Origin of the sequence: Streptomyces sp. NBC_00385, from assembly GCF_035917155.1 — a bacterium.
GTDB classification, from domain to species: Bacteria; Actinomycetota; Actinomycetes; order Streptomycetales; family Streptomycetaceae; genus Streptomyces; species Streptomyces poriferorum.
Window position 1 is genome coordinate 730,702 of record NZ_CP107951.1, and the last position, 15,680, is coordinate 746,381.

Consider the following 15,680-nt stretch of genomic DNA (forward strand, 5'->3'; position numbering starts at 1 on the left):
GCACCCCGCGGGAGTACCGTTTCCGGTGAGAACGGCGCGCGTACGGGAATGTGCTGGCCGTCTTGATCGTTCACTCTGGGAGTCCCACCCCACAACGTTAGGATCGACCGCTCGTGAGCCAGGTCCCCTCCCTCACCCTCAACAACGGCGTCGAGATGCCGCAGCTCGGTTTCGGAGTCTGGCAGGTGCCGGACGACGAGGCCACGGCGGCGGTCGCCACGGCCATCGAGTCCGGGTACCGCAGCATCGACACCGCCGCGATCTACCAGAACGAGGTGGGCACCGGAAAGGCCATCACGGCCTCCGGTGTCGCCCGCGAGGAGCTCTTCGTCACCACGAAGCTGTGGAACTCGGAGCAGGGTTACGACGCGACGCTGCGCGCCTTCGACGCCTCCCTCGACAAGCTGGGCCTCGACTACGTCGACCTGTACCTGATCCACTGGCCGGTGCCGGCCAAGGACGCCTACGTCGACACGTACCGGGCGTTCGAGAAGATCTACGCCGCCGGCCGCGCGAAGGCCATCGGTGTGTCGAACTTCCTCCCCGAGCACCTGGAGCGCCTGCTGGGCGAGACCTCCGTGGTACCGGTCCTCAACCAGATCGAGCTGCACCCGCAGCTCCAGCAGGCCGAGTCGCGTGCGCTGCACGCCCGGCACGGCATCGCGACCGAGGCGTGGTCCCCGCTCGGTTCGGGCAAGGGCCTCCTGGAGGTCCCGACGGTCGTCGCGGTCGCGCAGAAGCACGGCCGCACCCCCGCCCAGGCGGTGCTGCGCTGGCACCTCCAGACGGGCAACGTGGTGATCCCCAAGTCCGTGACGCCGTCACGGATCGCGGAGAACATCGACGTGTTCGGCTTCGAGCTGGACGCCGACGACCTGGCCGCGTTCGCGGCGCTGGACGAGGGCAAGCGGCTCGGCCCGAACCCGGGCGAGTTCAACGCCGGCGCCTGAGGCCTGACGTACCGCCGCTGAACCACCTGTGACCGCCGCCCGGCCCGGAGCCGGGCGGCGGTTTTCGCCGTACGAGGCGTACGAAGGGAACACCGGACATGACCGGGGACACCGCGCCCGTTGTCGGGGCGGGCCTTTACCGGCTGCGCAACGTGGGCAGCGGGCTCGTGCTGGAGGTGCGGGACGCCGCGAAGGGCGGCGGCGCACCGGTGCAGCAGAACGACGTCGACGGTTCGGCCTCCCAGCAATGGGAGTTCACCCCCGTCCACGAGGGCGCGGCCCTGCACCACGTGGTCAACGCCCACAGCGGCAAACGGCTGGACGTGCGCGGAGCCTCCACGGAGAACGGGGCCGTGGTCCAGCAGTGGCGGGCGAACAACTTCGGCGCCCAGGAGTGGCTGGTCGAACGGCATCTGGAGGCACCCGGCACGGTGACGCTGGTGAGCTTCGTCAGCGGACTGGTCCTGGAGGTCGCCGACGGCAGTACGGCGAAGGCTGCGCCCGTCCAGCAGTGGGAGGACACCGACTCCCCCGGCCAGTGGTGGCGGCTGGAGCCGGTGTCCGGCGCGGCCTCCCCGTGAGCTCTCCCGCTCAGGCGCGGCGGCCCAGGTGGACCGTGCGGGCCAGCAGCAGGTAGGTGTCGGGGCGCCGGTGCAGCCCGGCCGGGTCCTCGGGGTCGAGCAGCCGGTCCAGCACCGCGAGGTCGTCGGCGGCGAGCCGCTCGCGCAGCCCGTCGCGTCGGCGGGTGAGTTCGGCGACGACGTGCTCGCGCGCCACGTCGCCGAGCGGCGCGGGAAGGTCGAGCAGGAAGCTGCGGGTGCCCTGCGGGGCGAGGCCCACCGCGGTGAAGAGGGCGGCCCAGTCCTCGTTCTCCCGGCGGGCGCCGGGCAGGTCCGCGCGCATCTCCTCGAAGAGCTCGGCCTGCACCGCCTCCATCCTGGCCTCCAGGCCGGGCCGGCCGAAGCCGAGGTCGCGCGGGAGCTGACGGGGCTGCAGCCCGCCCTCGACGAGCGCGACGGTGCCGCCGGGGTTCAGCAGCCCGGCGAAGCCGGCCAGCACGGCGCGCTGGTCGCCCATGTGGTGCAGTGTGTTGCCCGCCCAGATCAGGTCCGCCTGTCCCAGCCCCGTGAGCTCGCCGGGAAGTTCGGCGTGCAGGGTGGCGACCCGGTCCCCGAGCCCGAGCCGCTCGGCGCGGGCGCGGGTGCGCTCCAGCAGGGCCGGGGTGCCGTCAACCGCGACGACCTCCGCGTCGGGGAACGCCTCGGCGAGCAGACAGGAGATCACGCCGGGTCCGCTGCCGATGTCCAGGACCCTGCGCACCTTCGGCGCGTCGGGCAGGCCGGCGATCCAGCGGGCCGCCTGCGCGTACTGCTCGCTGCTGAGTTCGGCGTTCTGTTCCAGCAGCGGCCCCATGACGTCCCAGTCGGGGTCGCTGGGTCCGTGGTGGTGTCCCTGCGTGCCGCCGTGCTGGTGGTCGTGCGTGTGGCCGGCGTCGTGGTGGCCGTGCCCGGTGTGGTTGCTCATGGGAACAGCGTCACCACAGCATGACCGTGGGGCAAAATTTGTTGCCGTTACGGCAAGCCGCTGCCTCTGCGGTAGTCCTGCGGGCTGACCCCCCGGACGCGTTTGAAGGCGGTGCTGAAGGCGAACGCCTGGCTGTAGCCGACCTTGTGGGCCACCGCCTCGACGGTGGCGTCCGTCTCGCGGAGCAGATCCGCCGCGACGGCGAGGCGCCAGCCGGTCAGATAGGCCATCGGGGGCTCCCCCACGAGCTCGGTGAAGCGCCGGGCCAGCCCGGCCCGGGACACGCCGGTCCGGCCGGCCAGCGCCGCTACCGTCCAGGGGTGGGCGGGTTCGTTCTGGAGCAGCCTCAGCGCCCGGCCGACGACGGGGTCCCCCAGGGCCCGGTACCAGGCCGGGGCCTCCGCGCCCGGCCGGGAGAACCAGGTGCGCAGGGCGTCGATCAGCAGCAGGTCCAGCAGGCGGTCCAGCACCACGCTCTGGCCCGGCTCGTCCCGCGCGATCTCGTCGTCGAGCAGCGCCGGCAACGGTCCCGGCCGGCCGCCGGAGGGCAGGACGAGCAGCGGGGGCAGCGCGTCGAGCAGTCGTCCGCTGATCTCGCCGTCCAGCAGGTACGTGCCGACGAGCACGGTCGTCGAACCGTCCGGCGCGTTGCCCCAGGTACGGACCCCCAGGTCCATCGACTGGGACAGCGGCTCCCCGTGCAGGGTCGTGCAGGTCCCGCCCGGGCCGATCCGTGCGCGGGGTTCGGTGTCCGGCAGGTCCGCGACGGTGTACGGCTCCGGCCCGCGCGCGACGGCCCGGTCTCCCGGGCGCAGCAGCACGGGTTCGCCGCCTGCGGCGGGAACGATCCATGCCTCGCCTGCGGTCACGGACATCAGACAGAGCGGGGCCCGGTCCTCGATCCGTACGGACCAGGGCGGCTCCATCACCATCCGCAGCAGGAAGGCGCCCCGGGCCCGCGGCCCGTCCAGCAGTCCGGCGAGTGCGTCCATGCAGGGCAGCGTAGACGCACGCGTAGGGAGCTGAGCGGCTCGGGGATGGAGCGCGCGGGGCGGGGCGGAGAGTCTTGAGCCATGACACGGAACACGGAGAACCAGAAGCAGGAATCCCCCGGCGCACGACCGGTGCTGGTGACGAGCGGGACGGGCAAGACGGGCGGCCGGGTCGCCGCACGGCTGGCGGCGCGCGGGGTGCCGGTGCGAGCCGGATCGCGCAGCGGCGCGGTGCCGTTCGACTGGTCGGACCCGTCCGGGTGGGAGGCCGCGCTGAGCGGCACGGACGCGGCGTACGTCGCGTACTACCCCGACCTTGCGGCGCCCGGCGCACCGGAGGCGATGAGTGCCTTCGGGGAGATCGCGGGGCGGTGCGGCGTGCGGCGGCTGGTGCTGCTCTCGGGGCGGGGCGAGCCGCAGGCCGTGGTGGCGGAGGAGGCGTTGCGCGCGGCTGCGGGTGATGCCGAACTGACGGTGGTGCGCTCGGCGTTCTTCGCGCAGAACTTCAGCGAGGGGGCGCTGCTCGACGGGGTGCTGGGCGGTGAGGTCGTGTTCCCGGCGGGCGGATGTACCGAGCCGTTCGTGGACGTCGACGATCTGGCCGACGTGGTGGTCGCGGCGCTGTGCGGGGACGGCGGCGGGGGCACGGTCCACGAGCTGACCGGTCCCCGTGCGCTGACCTTCGCCGAGGCCGCCGCCGAGCTCACCGGCGCGACGGGGCGGGAGGTGCGCTACGTCGCGGTGACGGGCCCTCAGTACGCGGCGATGCTGCAGCGGTACGGGGTCCCGGAGGCCGAAGCGGGGTTCCTCGCCGGACTGTTCACGTTCCTGCTGGACGGGCACAACGCGCCGGTGACCGATGGGGTCGAACAGGCTCTGGGCCGCGCCCCGAAGCCGTTCGCCGCGTTCGCCGCCGAGGCGGCGCGCAACGGTGCCTGGGACGCGTAGGGCCTCTCGTTCGGATCGGACGAAAGGCCCTCCCCACCCGGTGCGCGGTCGGGGGCGCCCTCCGTGCCTACCGGCGGCGGAACGCCAGCAGCCGGTACTGCGGGTCCGCGCGCCGGAGGTCGGGTCCGGGCAGCGCGGCCAGGACCCGGCCGAGCTCCTCCGCCGCCGCGCCGGGCAGTGCGAGGCGCGAGGCGTAGTAGCCGCGCCGCACCCCGCGTGCGGCGCTCAGCGGGGTCCGTCCCTGCCCGTGCCCCCGGAACACCGCACTGCCCACCACGTCGAGGCCGTACGCGGCGCCGTACTCGATGATCCGATCCGTACCGTCGGACGGAGCCGGCACGAGGTACGGCGCGAACGCCTCGTCGATGTCGCTCCCGACGTCGTGCCCCGCGTCCTTGTCGACCGTGGTGACGAACACCCCACCGGGCCTCAGCACCCGGGCCGCCTGCGCCACCACCGCTCGCGCGGCGCCCTCCTCTCGCAGCAGGTGCAGCAGCCAGACGGCCGTGACCGCGTCGACCGCCGCGTCGGCCAGCGGCAGCCGGCGCGCGTCGGCGAGCACCACACCGGCGACCCGCTGCCGGGCGACGCGGGCCATGCCGTGAGCGGCATCGGAGCCGAACACCCGCAGACCGGGGCGGCCACCGGCGATGCGCTCGGTGACGATCCCCGTACCGCAGCCGATGTCGAGCAGGGTGCGGGCGTCCGGCGGGACCAGGCCGAGCACCGCACCCGCGGCCGCCTCCGCCCGGGGCACGCCGCCGCGCGTGGCGTCGTAGACGGCCGCCTCGTCGTCGTAGTTCAGCATTCGAACAACTCTAGAACACGGTGCCTGCGTCGTACGGAAGCGTGCTGCGGTGAAGAGCTGGGGCTGGTTCCGCTGGGGCTCAGCACCGAAGTTGGCCCCTGCGCGATCTACGGCAAGGCCCGGCTGAGCTTGGCGGTGGCCGGACCGTCTTCTTGTCGCTCCGCAGCGTGGCCGATGAGTTTGTGGCTCCCCGCCGGTCCAAACTCGTGAGACCTCAGGAAAGGACACCGCCATGTCGGAGCTTCTCGTCGACTTCATCACCTCCCTCGACGGCCACGCATCGGGAGAGGGGTGGCCCGGGTTCTGGGGCCTTGAGGGCCCGGAGTACCTCGCATGGCTCGGTGAGCAGCCCGAGGTCACCTATCTGATGGGAGCGAACACCTACCGCCTGATGTCGGGCTTCGCCGCAGGCGAGGTCCCGAGTGGCCAGGACGAGTTCAGGCCCGAGGAGGAGACATCCGTCGACGAGCTCACGCAGGCGTCCAAGGTGGTGTTCTCCTCCTCGCTGGAAGAACCCCTGACGTGGGCCAACTCCACGCTCGTCCGCGAAGACGCCGTCGAGGCGGTCCGCGCCATGAAGTCGGGTGGATCGGGGCTCCTCAGCACGATCGGCAGCCTCAGCCTGAGCCGGTCCCTGCTGCGTGCCGGCCTCGTCGACCGCTTCCGGGTCGTGATGTTCCCGGTGATCACCGGGGCCACGGGTGAAGAACGCATCTACGACGGCTATCCGGACGTCGCCCTCGACATGATCGGGCACCGCACCTTCGACGGCGGCATCCAACTGGTCGAGTACCGGCCCCGCGTGCTTGAGCACCCGCCGCTCGCCGTCCCTGCGTGACGTCGTCGCGTTCGCCGGTCCGGACGGCCGCCAGGCCGACGCCGGCGGGCGGCAGGGCACCCGACCCGCCTGGCCCCGAGCCGTCGCCGGTCCCGGTCGCCCGTCGGCCCGAGCCGACGGGCCCGGAGGTTCGTCGAGGGAAAGCCTGACCACCGAAACACCCGATCCCGATTGCCAGCGGGCCAACGGGGCCATAACTTGCGGTTATGGAGCTGGAGTTGCGCCATCTGCGAACGGTACGTGCCATCGCCGACACCGGAAGCCTCACCAAGGCGGCCGCCGCGCTCGGCCTCGCCCAGCCTGCGCTGAGTGCGCAGCTGCGGCGGATCGAGAAGGCGCTGGGCGGCCCGTTGTTCGACCGGGACCACACGGGTGCGCGGCCGACGCTCCTGGGCGAACTGGTGCTGGAGCGGGCCCGGGTGGTGCTGCCCGCGGTCAGCGAGCTCCAGGAGGAGGCGGTGCGGTTCGCCAACGCGTGGGGCGCCATGGAGCGTTTCCGGCTGGGCGGCACGCACGGCCCGCTGCTCGGCGGGCTCGTCGACCGGCTGGCCGCGGCGCACCCGACGGCACCGGTGTCCACGTACACCGCCTGGTCGGTGACCGAACTGGCTTCCCAACTGGTCGATGGCCGACTGGACTTCGTCCTCATCGGGGCGTGCGGTGAGAGTCCGCCGCCGGTGCCCGACCGGCTGGAGTGGCAGGTCATCGGGATCGACCCGGTCTTCGTGATGCTGCCGGAGAACCATCCGCTGGCCGGCGAGGCCGAACTGGAGCTTTCCGCGCTGGCCGACGAGTGCTGGGTGGATGTGCCCGGCGACGGCTGTTTCGCGGACTGCTTCGTGGGCGCCTGTGCACGGGCCGGCTTCAGCCCGGTGTCGGTGTACGAGACGGACACCGCGTCCGTCGTCCATCTGGTGCAGGTGGGCCGGGCGGTCGGACTGTGCCGGGCGACGTTCCCGCCCACGCCCGGCGTGGTGACCCGCCCGGTGACCGGGTCACCGCTCAGCTGGCGCCATCTGCTGGGCTGGCACCCCCGGTCCCCTGCCGCGTCGGCGGCGGCGGGAGCGGTGAGCGGGCACACCCGGGCGGCGTACGCCCAGGCGGTGGAGCGCAGCGACAGCTACACGCGCTGGCTCGCCGCGCACCCCCGCTTCGGTGCCGCGTCCTGACCTCCGGACGGGTCTACTCCGCCCCGTGCCCGGGGGCGACGTCCTCGACCGCGGCGGCCAGGGCCAGGTCCTTCTCGGTGACCCTGCCGCCCGCGTCGTGGGAGTTCACGGAGAGGGCGACGGTGTTGTAACCGAGCGTCAGGTCGGAGTGGTGGTTCAGCTCGTCCTGGATCCGGGCGACATGCACGGTGAGTGCGGCGGCGGCGAAATGCGACGGGAGCCGGTAGGTGCGGGTGATCCGGTCCCCTTCCAGCCTCCAGCCGGGCAGGTCGCGCAGCCGGCGCTCGATCTCGTCCTTCGGCAGCGGTGCGGCGGGCATGCGGTGGCTCCCTCACTAGCGGGTGTCGGTCTCACTCGGGGGTATCGGTCGACGATGCCGGTGACGTTACGGTCTCGGTATGACAACTGTCGCGCTTGACACGGGGGTAGGGCCGCTGCTGCGCAGCTGGCGGGAGCGACGCCGGATCAGCCAGCTGGAGCTGGCGCTGCGGGCCGACTCCTCGGCCCGGCACATCTCCTTCATCGAAACGGGCCGCTCCCGCCCCAGCGAGGAGATGGTGCTGCGGCTGGCCGGCCATCTGGACGTGCCGGTGCGGGAACGCAACGCCCTGCTGGTGGTAGCCGGTTACGCCCCACGCTTCACGGAGACCGCGCTCGACGACCCGGCGATGGGGGCGCTGCGGGAGGGCATGGAGCGGCTGCTTCAGGGGTACGACCCGTATCCGGCGTTCGTCGTCGACGGCCTGTACACCGTGGTGGCGGCCAATCAGGGGATGACCCGGATGCTGGACGGGGTGGCGGAGCATCTGCTCGCCCCGCCACTGAACGCGATGCGGCTCACTCTGCACCCGGAGGGCCTGGCCCCGCGCATCCGGAATCTGCGGGAGTGGCGGGCCGATCTGCTGGCCCAGATGGAGCGTCAGATCGCGCTGGTCCGTTCGGCGGAACTGCGTGCGCTGTACGAGGAGGTCGCGGGCTATCCCGTCCCGGACGGGGCGGCGGGTGAAGCGGACCGTTGCGCGCCCTCGTCCTCGGTGCCCTTCGCCCTGCCCCTGGTCATCGAGCACGGAGAACGGGTGCTCTCCTTCGTCGCCTCCATCGCCACGTTCAACACCCCGATGGACGTGACGGTCGCGGAGCTGGCCATCGAGACGCTGCTGCCGGCGGACGCGGCCACCGCCGCGTATCTGCGGTCGCTCATCGACTGACTACGGGCCGGGTCCACGGGGCGTCGGCCCGGGCCAGGACCCAGGCGGCCAGGCAGGCCACGGCGAGGATCACCACGGCCAGCACAAGCGGCAGGACCGGGTGCCCGTGCAGGACGCCCATGGCGCCGACGAGAGCTCCGGCCAGCATGGCGGCCGCCGAGAGGACCCGGCGTCCCGCCTTGCTGCCGGGCCCTCCGGCGAGCCGTCCGTCGGAGGCGATACCGGTGATGGTCAGGGTGAGCACGGTCGTCTTGAGGTCGGGAACGGCGAGTGCCCGCGCGACGGCGTTCTGCAGACCGAGGCCCAGGGCGAGCAGCGCGATGAGGGTGAAGCGCACACCGCCGGTGTACGGGCTGCCCGAGACGAGCGTGACGACGAGAGCCGCCAGGACGCACGCCGTCTCCGCGCACAGTGCGTGCAGCAGCATGCGGCCGCGGTGTGCGTGGGACCGGTGGACGAACCGTCCCCCGGTCACCGCCCCGGCCACGAACCCGCCGAGCGCGACGAACGAGGCGACCAGGGAGAATCCGGGGGCTCCGGCGAAGGCGAACCCGGCGAAGACCACGTTCCCGGTCATGTTCGCGACGAAGACCCGGCCCAGTTCCAGATAGCTGACGGCATCGACCAGCCCGGTGACGACGGTCAGGGCGAGCATCAGCGGCGGCAGCGGCCCGTGCCGGTCGTTCATGTCCGGTACGAGCGTGGTCCATGCCTCACGCAGCACTACGGGCACGGGCATCGGCACGGGCGCGCTCCGATCGCGGGACGGTTGATCAGGATGGTCCCGTCGTGTCCCCAGCCATGGGCGCGACCGGGCGCGTCGTACCCGCGCCGCTCGAACGGCGCAGGGACGACGGCCCGGCAGGGCTCGGAGCTACACGCGGGCCCCGTTGTCGAGAGGATCGCGGCGCCCGGCCCCGGACTTCTTGCGCCGGGTGTGCGCGGGCGGCGGGGCCTTGCTGCCGCGCTCCAGGAGAAGGGCGGCGGGGACGGCCGTCATGACCGACGAGTACGTCCCCACGACGATGCCGATCAGCAGGGCGAGGGCGAAGTCCGCGAGGGAGTCGCCGCCCAGCACCGCCAGCGCGACAAGGATGAACAGGGCGCCCATCCCCGTGTTGACGGTTCTGGGGACGGTCTGCAGGACCGCCCGGTTCGCCACGTCGGACAGCGGCTTCCCACGGGCCTTCGCCCACAGCTCCCTGACCCGGTCGAACACCACGACGGAGTCGTTGACGGAGTACCCGATGACGGTGAGGAGCGCCGCCAGGAAGATGCCGTCGACGGTGCGTCCCAGCCAGGCGAAGGCCCCGACCAGGATGACGACGTCGTGGACGAGCGCCCCGACGGAGGCGACGGCGAACGTCCATCGGAACCTGATCGCCAGATACCCCAGCTGGACGAGCACCGCGATGGCCAGGGCGATCAGGGCGTTGCGCCGCAGCTCGTCGCCCAGGCTGGGCCCGATGAGTTCGTCGCGGACCTTGGTGGTCTCGCCGCCTTCCTCGGCGAGGGCGGCGCGCAGGGCGTACTCGTCGTGGTTGTCGAGGTCTCCGGTGCGCACGGAGATGTCGCCGGCGCCCGCCGTGGTGACTTCGGCGTCGCCGAAGCCCGCACCGGCCAGTGCGGTACGCGCGCTCTCCACGTCGACGGGGCGGCTGGTGGAGTACTCGACGAGCCGGCCGCCGGTGAACTCGACGCCCAGGTTGACGCCGCGCACCAGGATGCCCGCCACCGCGACCGCGATCAGGACGGCGGAGATCAGCAGCCAGCGCCGGGGGGAACGCATCAGCTGCGGATCACGGCGGTTGATCCAGCTCCGGACCCGGCCCGGACTCGCGATGCCGTTGACACCCCGGTAGTCACTGACGAACCGTGAGCGGGCCGCCGTCTCGGTGAGGGCGCGGGCGATGACGAGCGCGGAGAACATCGACGCGAGGACGCCGATGCCCAGGGTGACGCCGAAGCCCTTGACCGGGCCTGAGCCGAGGAAGAAGAGCAGGCCCGCCGCGATGAGCGTCGTCACGTTGGAGTCGGCGACGGCACTCCAGGCGTGCCGGAACCCGGCGGTGAGCGAGGTGCGCAGCGACTTGCCCGGGCGCAGCGCGTGTTCCTCCCTGGCCCGTTCGAAGACCAGCACGTTCGCGTCGACCGCCATCCCGATGGCCAGGACGAACCCGGCCAGGCCGGGCAGGGTGAGAGTGACGCCGAGCGCGACCAGCGCGGCGTACGAGATCACCCCGTAGGCGCCGAGGGCCACGGCGGCGAGGGCGCCGAAGAGCCGGTAGACGACGGTGATGAACAGCGCCGTGGCCGCGGCCCCGATGACGGCGGCGCGTGCGCTGGCGTCGATGGCATCGGCGCCGAGCGTCGGGCCGACCGTCCGCTGCTCGACGATCTCGACGGGCACGGGCAGCGCTCCGCCCTGGATCAGCAGGGCGAGTTCACGGGCCTCGCCGGCGCTGAAGGAGCCGGTGATCTGGGTCGATCCGGAAGGCAGCCCGGTGTTGCAGGCGACGGTCGGGGAGACCTGCGGCGAGGAGATCACCTTCTTGTCGAGGACGATGGCGACGCGGCGCCTTTCGTCCTGGACGGGGTGGCAGGCCGCGTCGCCGGTCAGCCGGGTCCAGTCCCGGCCGGCGTCCTTGTGGAAGTCGAGGGAGACGGACCATCCCGCGCCCTGCTGGGCGTCGAACGCGGCGGATGCCTCCTTGACTCCCGCGCCCGAGATCGCGGCGGGGCCGAGCGCGAGGGTGCTGCCCTCCTCGTCGGGGAGCACCGTTTTGTCGCCGGCCGGGTCGCCGGGGCCCTGGACGGCGTGGAAGGTGAGCTGGGCGGTCCTGCCGATGACGTCGGCGGCCTTGCGCGGGTCCTGGACGTCCGGGAGTTCGACGATGATCCGGTCCTCGCCGGAACGGGTCAGGGTCGGCTCCGTGACACCGAGCGAGTCGATGCGCTTGCGCAGCACCTCCAGGGTGCGGTCGGTGCTCTCCCGGTCGGCCTTCGCGGTGTCGGAGTCCTTGGCCTGCAGCACCATGCGGGTGCCGCCCTGGAGATCGAGGCCGAGTCTGGGGGACATGGTCAGCGTGATGAGCACGGAGACGAGCAGCACGGCCGCAGCCAGAACTGCCCGCACCGTGGTGGCGCGGGTCATGCGTGATTCCTCCGAGGGGCGGCCGCACCCGCCCCTCCCCGGTCGCCGCGAGGGGCGTCAGGACGGCGGAAGCGGCACGGTGTTGGAGATCGGGACCGGTGAGTGGTCCCCGGGCCGGGGAACGGCGGCCCTCGGAGGCCCGCGCACACCGGGGAGCGCCGCGCGGAAACGCTCGGCGGCTACGGAGGGCGGGACGGGCGCGGAAAGGGGGACGGGGTGCGGTAGCGGGATCCCGGGCGGGAGCGGTGGCAGGGTGCCGGGTCCGGGCGGCGGAAGGTGCTGCGGGGTACGGGGATGCTCCGCGGCGGCCCACGGCTGCGGTCCCGTTGCCGGTCCCGGACGGTGGGCACCCGCGGCGGTGGCGGCACCGGTGCGGCGGAGGGCTTCGCGCGTGTCGCGGGCATCGCGTGGGTCGCGGGCGCCCGGCGTCCGGCCTGCCGGGTGGGTCCGCACGGTGCGGTCCGTACGCGGGGAGCGGTCGGTGTGGGCGGGGGACGGACGGCTTCCGGCCGGGCCTTCGGCCGTGGCTGCCGGTCCGGCCGGTGAGCGGACGGGGAGGCCGGCTCCGGCGGCCACGGGTGCGCCGCCGGCGACGGCGAGCACGGCGAGGAGCAGCGCGGCGAGGAACTGCCGTGCCGCCGCCGTGCGTCCGCGGTGCGCCGGGGCGTCCGGCCTGCTCCCGGGGGGCGCGTTCCCCGGGGGCGGCCCCGGGAGTGGGTTCACCCGGATCGGCCGGGCAGGGCCGGTGCGGCCGAGGCGTGGCGGAGCACGGAGCTGAGGATCAGCCCGGCACCGCGCACGACCGTGGTCGCCGGGTCGTCCGTGAGCCGGAGGGGGACGCCGAGGCGGAGCGCTACCCGGTTGGTGACGTCCGGGCGCAGCGCACCGCCTCCGGCGAGCAACGGGCCCCGGCGCAGGGCTCCGAGCAGCGCGCCGTGCCGGTCCTGCCGCCACATCCCCATGACCATGTCGATGACGGCCCGGACGACGGCGGTGGGTGCCTCACCGGGCTCCAGGTCGCTGGTCCCCGTCTCGGCGAGGCGCGCGTCACGGACCCTTCCGTCGACGAGGAGGGTCACCTCGGTCAGGTCGGCGCCGATGTCGACGACGAGGAGCGGGCCGCCGTCCCGCGGTCCCGCGCAGGCCGCTGCGGCTCTCGCGCTGTCGAGGACGATGACGCGCGACGGGCCGAGCGCGGTGAGGAGGTCCCGGGCGGCTGCGCGGTGTCCGGATCCGGCGAGAACGGGGTGGCTGAGGACGATCACCGTGTCGCTGCGGTCGGCGCCCAGCGCCGTCTCGGCAATCCGGCCGAGCATCCGGCCGCAGGACTCCGCGTCGATGATGCGTCCGCGCCGGACCGGACGGCTGCCGTGCCCGTAGTCAGCGGCGGGGTCGGATCCGGTGTCCGCGACGACGCCCTCCCCGGGGATCCAGGCGCGCGTGCGGGAACTGCCGAGGTCGAGCGCGAGGCCGCGGGTGAGGCCCCGGTGCTGCTGCCCGTGGTGCCGGTGAACGGAACGAGCCTGTCGCTGTCCGTCGCGCAAAGAACGCATCGCCCCTCACCCCCGGCCCGCTCACGCGGCCGTTCACACACACCCATTGACCCGCACATAGCGAGGCATGGCCGAACCCTCACTATGCAATAGGGAGGCAAAGAAAGCCACTCCCTCCCCGAATCGAAGGACGGGGCATGCCGCGTGGTGCCAGGGGGACGCGGCGGGGGCAGTAATGGTTCCGTACGCGCGGCCGCCCGCGCCTTCGGCCGCCGGGCTCCCCCTGCCCGGCGGCCTCGCGCCGTCACCCCTCGGACGGCAGGAACTCCGCGATCAGTTCGGCGAACTCCTCAGGGCCGGCGATCCGCACGCCCAGGTCCTCCGCCTTGGTGCGCTTGGACCCCGCCTTCTCACCGGCGACCAAAAGTGTGGTGCGCTTGGAGACGCTGGAGGAGGACTTCCCGCCGGCGCGCTCGATCAGCTCGTTCATCTGGTTGCGCGAGAGCTTCTCCAGGGCCCCCGTCATCGCTCCGGTGACCACCACGGTCATCCCGTCCAGCGGCCGCCCGTCCGCGCTGCCACCCTCCTCCGCCTCGCCCTCCTCGCCCGGCTCCGGCGGCGGGGTCGCGCCCGGCTCGGTCATGGTGACCCCGGCGGCGACCAGCTTCTCGATCAGCGGGGCCAGCTCCACCAGTTCCGCGACGACGCCGGTGGCCTTCTCCTTGCCGATGCCGTCGACCCGCTGGAGCGTCTCGGCGTCGGCGGCTCTGATCCGGTCCATGTCCGCGAAGTAGCGCGCGATCCGCCGGGACATGGAGCGCCCGGTGCCCCGCACACCGAGTGCGCAGAACACCCGGGAGAGCGGCTGGGCGCGTGCCGCGTCGATCGCGGCCAGGAGGTTGTCGGTGCTGGTCTCGCCCATCCGTTCCAGGGCGAGCAGTTGGTCGCGCTCCAGGGTGAACAGGTCGGCGAAGTCGGCGACCAGCCCGGCGTCGACGAGCTGGACCACCCGGGTCGCGCCGAGGCCCTCGATGTCGAGCTGGTCGCGCCCCGCCGCGTACGAGATGGAGGCCACCAGACGGCAGTCGCGGCCCCGGACGCAGCGCCAGCGCTGCTCGCTGGTGTCGATCTCGGAACCGCACTGCGGGCACGCCTCCGGGAAGACGACCGGCTGCTCGTCACCGGTCCGCAGGTGGGCGACGGGGGCCTCGATGCGGGGAATGATGTCGCCCGCCTTGTAGACCATCACATGGTCGCCGATCCGCAGATCACGGCGGGTGATGTCGGCCGGGTTGTGCAGGGTGGCGTAGCTGACGGTCGATCCGTCGATCTCGACCGGCTCCAGCACGGCGCGCGGGGCGATGATGCCGGTACGGCCCACGTTCCACTCGACGCCGAGCAGGCGGGTGACCTTCTCGACGGCCGGCAGCTTGTACGCGATGGCCCAGCGCGGTGCCCGGGTGCCGGATCCGGCGTCGCGCCGGTCGGCGGCGAGGTCCGCCTTGATGACGATGCCGTCGATACCGAAGGGCAACGAAGCCCGCAGCGAGGCCACTTCCTCGACCCGTGCCTGGACGTCCCCGACGGTGGCGACGGTGAGCGGCGCGACCGCGGTGTCCGCCGCGGTGTGCACACCGAGCCCCGCGACATATCCGAGGGTGTCGGTGTGGGGCAGTTCGGCCAGCGTGGCGGTGAGCTCCCCCGAGTCGGGCAGCGCCAGTGCGCCGTACGCGAAGAACGTCATCTCCACCGTGTAGGGACGGTCCTTGGCGCGCAGGGTGCCCGCCGCCCCGTTGCGCGCGTTGGCGAAGGGCGCGCCGCCGTGTTCCGTGCGGAGCGTGTTGGCCTGCTCGAACTGCTCGGCCGTCATCAGGATCTCGCCGCGCATCTCGATCGTGACCGGCTCGGCGAGCTGCCGGGGCAGTCCGGCGACAGTGCCGATCGCGTGCGACACGTCCTCGCCGGCGGTGCCGTCGCCACGGGTGATCAGCTGCTCCAGCCGGCCGGTGCGGTAACGGGCCGCGACCGCGAGCCCGTCGAGCTTCGGCTCGACGCTCCAGGCGGTGACCGGCCTGCCGATCCGGCGCTCCAGCGACGCGGTCCAGGTGGCGAACTGCTCGGCCGAGAAGACGTTGTCCAGGGAGAGCATCGGGACCGTGTGCGGCACGTCCCCGACCGCCACACCACCGGCCACCTTGCCGGTCGGCGACTGGGCCAGCACCTCCTGCGGGTGGTCCTGTTCGTACGCGGCGATCCCTCGCGCCAGCCGGTCGTACGCATCGTCGTCGAGCGCGCTCTCGCCCGTGGCGTAGTACGCGGCGGCGGCCTGCGACGCTTCTTCGACCGCGGCGGCGTAGGCGGCGGTATCGGCGAGCACAACAGCTGAGTTCGTCATGGCCCCCATCTTGCCGTCCACCACTGACAACGCCCTGGTCATGGCCTCCGTGGCCCGCTCCGGGGCGGCCTCGGAGCACCGTCCGTCCCCTATGCGGTGCCATCCGTCGATACCTCACCTCAGAGAGCGCTCTCCCAGGTCAGAGGCCCGTCAACTAGGTTCAAGGGGAAGGGAATTGCAGGTCCGCGCCTTCTATTGACA

At 72.9% G+C, this 15,680-nt stretch carries 15 protein-coding genes; 6 read left to right on the forward strand and 9 right to left on the reverse strand.

Going from position 1 to position 15,680, the window contains the following annotated elements; genetic code table 11:
* Window positions 1-113 precede the first annotated feature (113 nt).
* Both OG959_RS03180 and OG959_RS03185 read left to right on the forward strand, forming a co-directional pair.
* Window positions 114-950: an aldo/keto reductase gene (locus OG959_RS03180; protein ID WP_326656436.1), complete on the forward strand. Its 837-nt coding sequence runs from the start codon at window positions 114-116 to the stop codon at window positions 948-950.
* A gap of 98 nt (window positions 951-1,048) precedes the next feature.
* The gene (locus OG959_RS03185; protein WP_326656437.1) at window positions 1,049-1,531 is read left to right on the forward strand and encodes an RICIN domain-containing protein; all 483 of its coding nucleotides are present in this window, start codon (window positions 1,049-1,051) and stop codon (window positions 1,529-1,531) included.
* 10 nt (window positions 1,532-1,541) lie between these two features.
* Here OG959_RS03185 and OG959_RS03190 read toward each other — a convergent pair whose 3' ends face one another.
* Together OG959_RS03190 and OG959_RS03195 are read right to left on the reverse strand one after the other, a co-directional pair.
* Entirely contained in the window at window positions 1,542-2,474 is a 933-nt protein-coding gene (locus OG959_RS03190; RefSeq protein WP_326656438.1) for a class I SAM-dependent methyltransferase, read from the reverse strand.
* Window positions 2,475-2,521: 47 nt separating this feature from the next.
* Window positions 2,522-3,466 carry an AraC family transcriptional regulator gene (locus OG959_RS03195; protein WP_326656439.1) on the reverse strand — a complete coding sequence of 315 codons (945 nt, stop codon included), beginning with the start codon at window positions 3,464-3,466 and terminating at the stop codon, window positions 2,522-2,524.
* 81 nt (window positions 3,467-3,547) lie between these two features.
* Between OG959_RS03195 and OG959_RS03200 the strand changes: the two genes are divergently transcribed.
* Entirely contained in the window at window positions 3,548-4,414 is an 867-nt protein-coding gene (locus tag OG959_RS03200; RefSeq protein ID WP_326656440.1) for an NmrA family transcriptional regulator, read from the forward strand.
* A gap of 67 nt (window positions 4,415-4,481) precedes the next feature.
* Here the strand turns inward: OG959_RS03200 and OG959_RS03205 are convergent, their stop codons facing one another.
* Window positions 4,482-5,222 carry a class I SAM-dependent methyltransferase gene (locus OG959_RS03205; RefSeq protein ID WP_326656441.1) on the reverse strand — a complete coding sequence of 247 codons (741 nt, stop codon included), beginning with the start codon at window positions 5,220-5,222 and terminating at the stop codon, window positions 4,482-4,484.
* A gap of 232 nt (window positions 5,223-5,454) precedes the next feature.
* Here OG959_RS03205 and OG959_RS03210 point away from each other — a divergent pair, with 232 nt between their 5' ends.
* Window positions 5,455-6,060 (forward strand): dihydrofolate reductase family protein, encoded by a 606-nt coding sequence (locus OG959_RS03210; protein WP_326656442.1) that lies wholly within the window; start codon window positions 5,455-5,457, stop codon window positions 6,058-6,060.
* A gap of 206 nt (window positions 6,061-6,266) precedes the next feature.
* Window positions 6,267-7,229: a LysR family transcriptional regulator gene (locus tag OG959_RS03215; RefSeq protein WP_326656443.1), complete on the forward strand. Its 963-nt coding sequence runs from the start codon at window positions 6,267-6,269 to the stop codon at window positions 7,227-7,229.
* A gap of 13 nt (window positions 7,230-7,242) precedes the next feature.
* Here OG959_RS03215 and OG959_RS03220 read toward each other — a convergent pair whose 3' ends face one another.
* On the reverse strand, window positions 7,243-7,548 hold the full coding sequence (locus tag OG959_RS03220; protein WP_326656444.1) for a 4a-hydroxytetrahydrobiopterin dehydratase: 306 nt from the start codon (window positions 7,546-7,548) through the stop codon (window positions 7,243-7,245).
* Window positions 7,549-7,627: 79 nt separating this feature from the next.
* Between OG959_RS03220 and OG959_RS03225 the strand changes: the two genes are divergently transcribed.
* Window positions 7,628-8,437 carry a helix-turn-helix domain-containing protein gene (locus OG959_RS03225; protein WP_326656445.1) on the forward strand — a complete coding sequence of 270 codons (810 nt, stop codon included), beginning with the start codon at window positions 7,628-7,630 and terminating at the stop codon, window positions 8,435-8,437.
* Here OG959_RS03225 and OG959_RS03230 read toward each other — a convergent pair.
* From OG959_RS03230 to ligA, 5 genes are all read right to left on the reverse strand, one after another.
* Window positions 8,427-9,170, reverse strand: a complete 744-nt coding sequence (locus OG959_RS03230) for a YoaK family protein (RefSeq protein ID WP_326666182.1) — start codon at window positions 9,168-9,170, stop codon at window positions 8,427-8,429. The genes OG959_RS03225 and OG959_RS03230 overlap by 11 nt on opposite strands.
* 141 nt (window positions 9,171-9,311) lie before the next feature.
* Complete coding sequence (gene secD, locus OG959_RS03235) at window positions 9,312-11,591, reverse strand: protein translocase subunit SecD (RefSeq protein WP_326656446.1); 2,280 nt, start codon at window positions 11,589-11,591, stop codon at window positions 9,312-9,314.
* Window positions 11,592-11,648: 57 nt separating this feature from the next.
* Entirely contained in the window at window positions 11,649-12,314 is a 666-nt protein-coding gene (locus OG959_RS03240; protein ID WP_326656447.1) for a hypothetical protein, read from the reverse strand.
* On the reverse strand, window positions 12,311-13,144 hold the full coding sequence (locus OG959_RS03245) for a rod shape-determining protein (protein ID WP_326656449.1): 834 nt from the start codon (window positions 13,142-13,144) through the stop codon (window positions 12,311-12,313). The genes OG959_RS03240 and OG959_RS03245 overlap by 4 nt, the downstream gene beginning before the upstream one ends.
* Before the next feature lie 244 nt (window positions 13,145-13,388).
* Complete coding sequence (ligA, locus tag OG959_RS03250) at window positions 13,389-15,488, reverse strand: NAD-dependent DNA ligase LigA (protein ID WP_326666184.1); 2,100 nt, start codon at window positions 15,486-15,488, stop codon at window positions 13,389-13,391.
* Between the last annotated feature and the right edge of the window lie 192 nt (window positions 15,489-15,680).

Coding starts and splice junctions, on each gene's coding strand:
- OG959_RS03185 (WP_326656437.1), top strand. CDS start 1,049: ATGACCGGGGACACCGCGCCCGTTGTCGGGGCGGGCCTTTACCGGCTG.
- OG959_RS03190 (WP_326656438.1), bottom strand. CDS start 2,474: ATGAGCAACCACACCGGGCACGGCCACCACGACGCCGGCCACACGCAC.
- ligA (WP_326666184.1), bottom strand. CDS start 15,488: ATGGGGGCCATGACGAACTCAGCTGTTGTGCTCGCCGATACCGCCGCC.
- OG959_RS03245 (WP_326656449.1), bottom strand. CDS start 13,144: ATGCGTTCTTTGCGCGACGGACAGCGACAGGCTCGTTCCGTTCACCGG.
- OG959_RS03220 (WP_326656444.1), bottom strand. CDS start 7,548: ATGCCCGCCGCACCGCTGCCGAAGGACGAGATCGAGCGCCGGCTGCGC.
- OG959_RS03215 (WP_326656443.1), top strand. CDS start 6,267: ATGGAGCTGGAGTTGCGCCATCTGCGAACGGTACGTGCCATCGCCGAC.
- OG959_RS03205 (WP_326656441.1), bottom strand. CDS start 5,222: ATGCTGAACTACGACGACGAGGCGGCCGTCTACGACGCCACGCGCGGC.
- OG959_RS03200 (WP_326656440.1), top strand. CDS start 3,548: ATGACACGGAACACGGAGAACCAGAAGCAGGAATCCCCCGGCGCACGA.
- OG959_RS03225 (WP_326656445.1), top strand. CDS start 7,628: ATGACAACTGTCGCGCTTGACACGGGGGTAGGGCCGCTGCTGCGCAGC.
- OG959_RS03210 (WP_326656442.1), top strand. CDS start 5,455: ATGTCGGAGCTTCTCGTCGACTTCATCACCTCCCTCGACGGCCACGCA.
- OG959_RS03195 (WP_326656439.1), bottom strand. CDS start 3,466: ATGGACGCACTCGCCGGACTGCTGGACGGGCCGCGGGCCCGGGGCGCC.
- secD (WP_326656446.1), bottom strand. CDS start 11,591: ATGACCCGCGCCACCACGGTGCGGGCAGTTCTGGCTGCGGCCGTGCTG.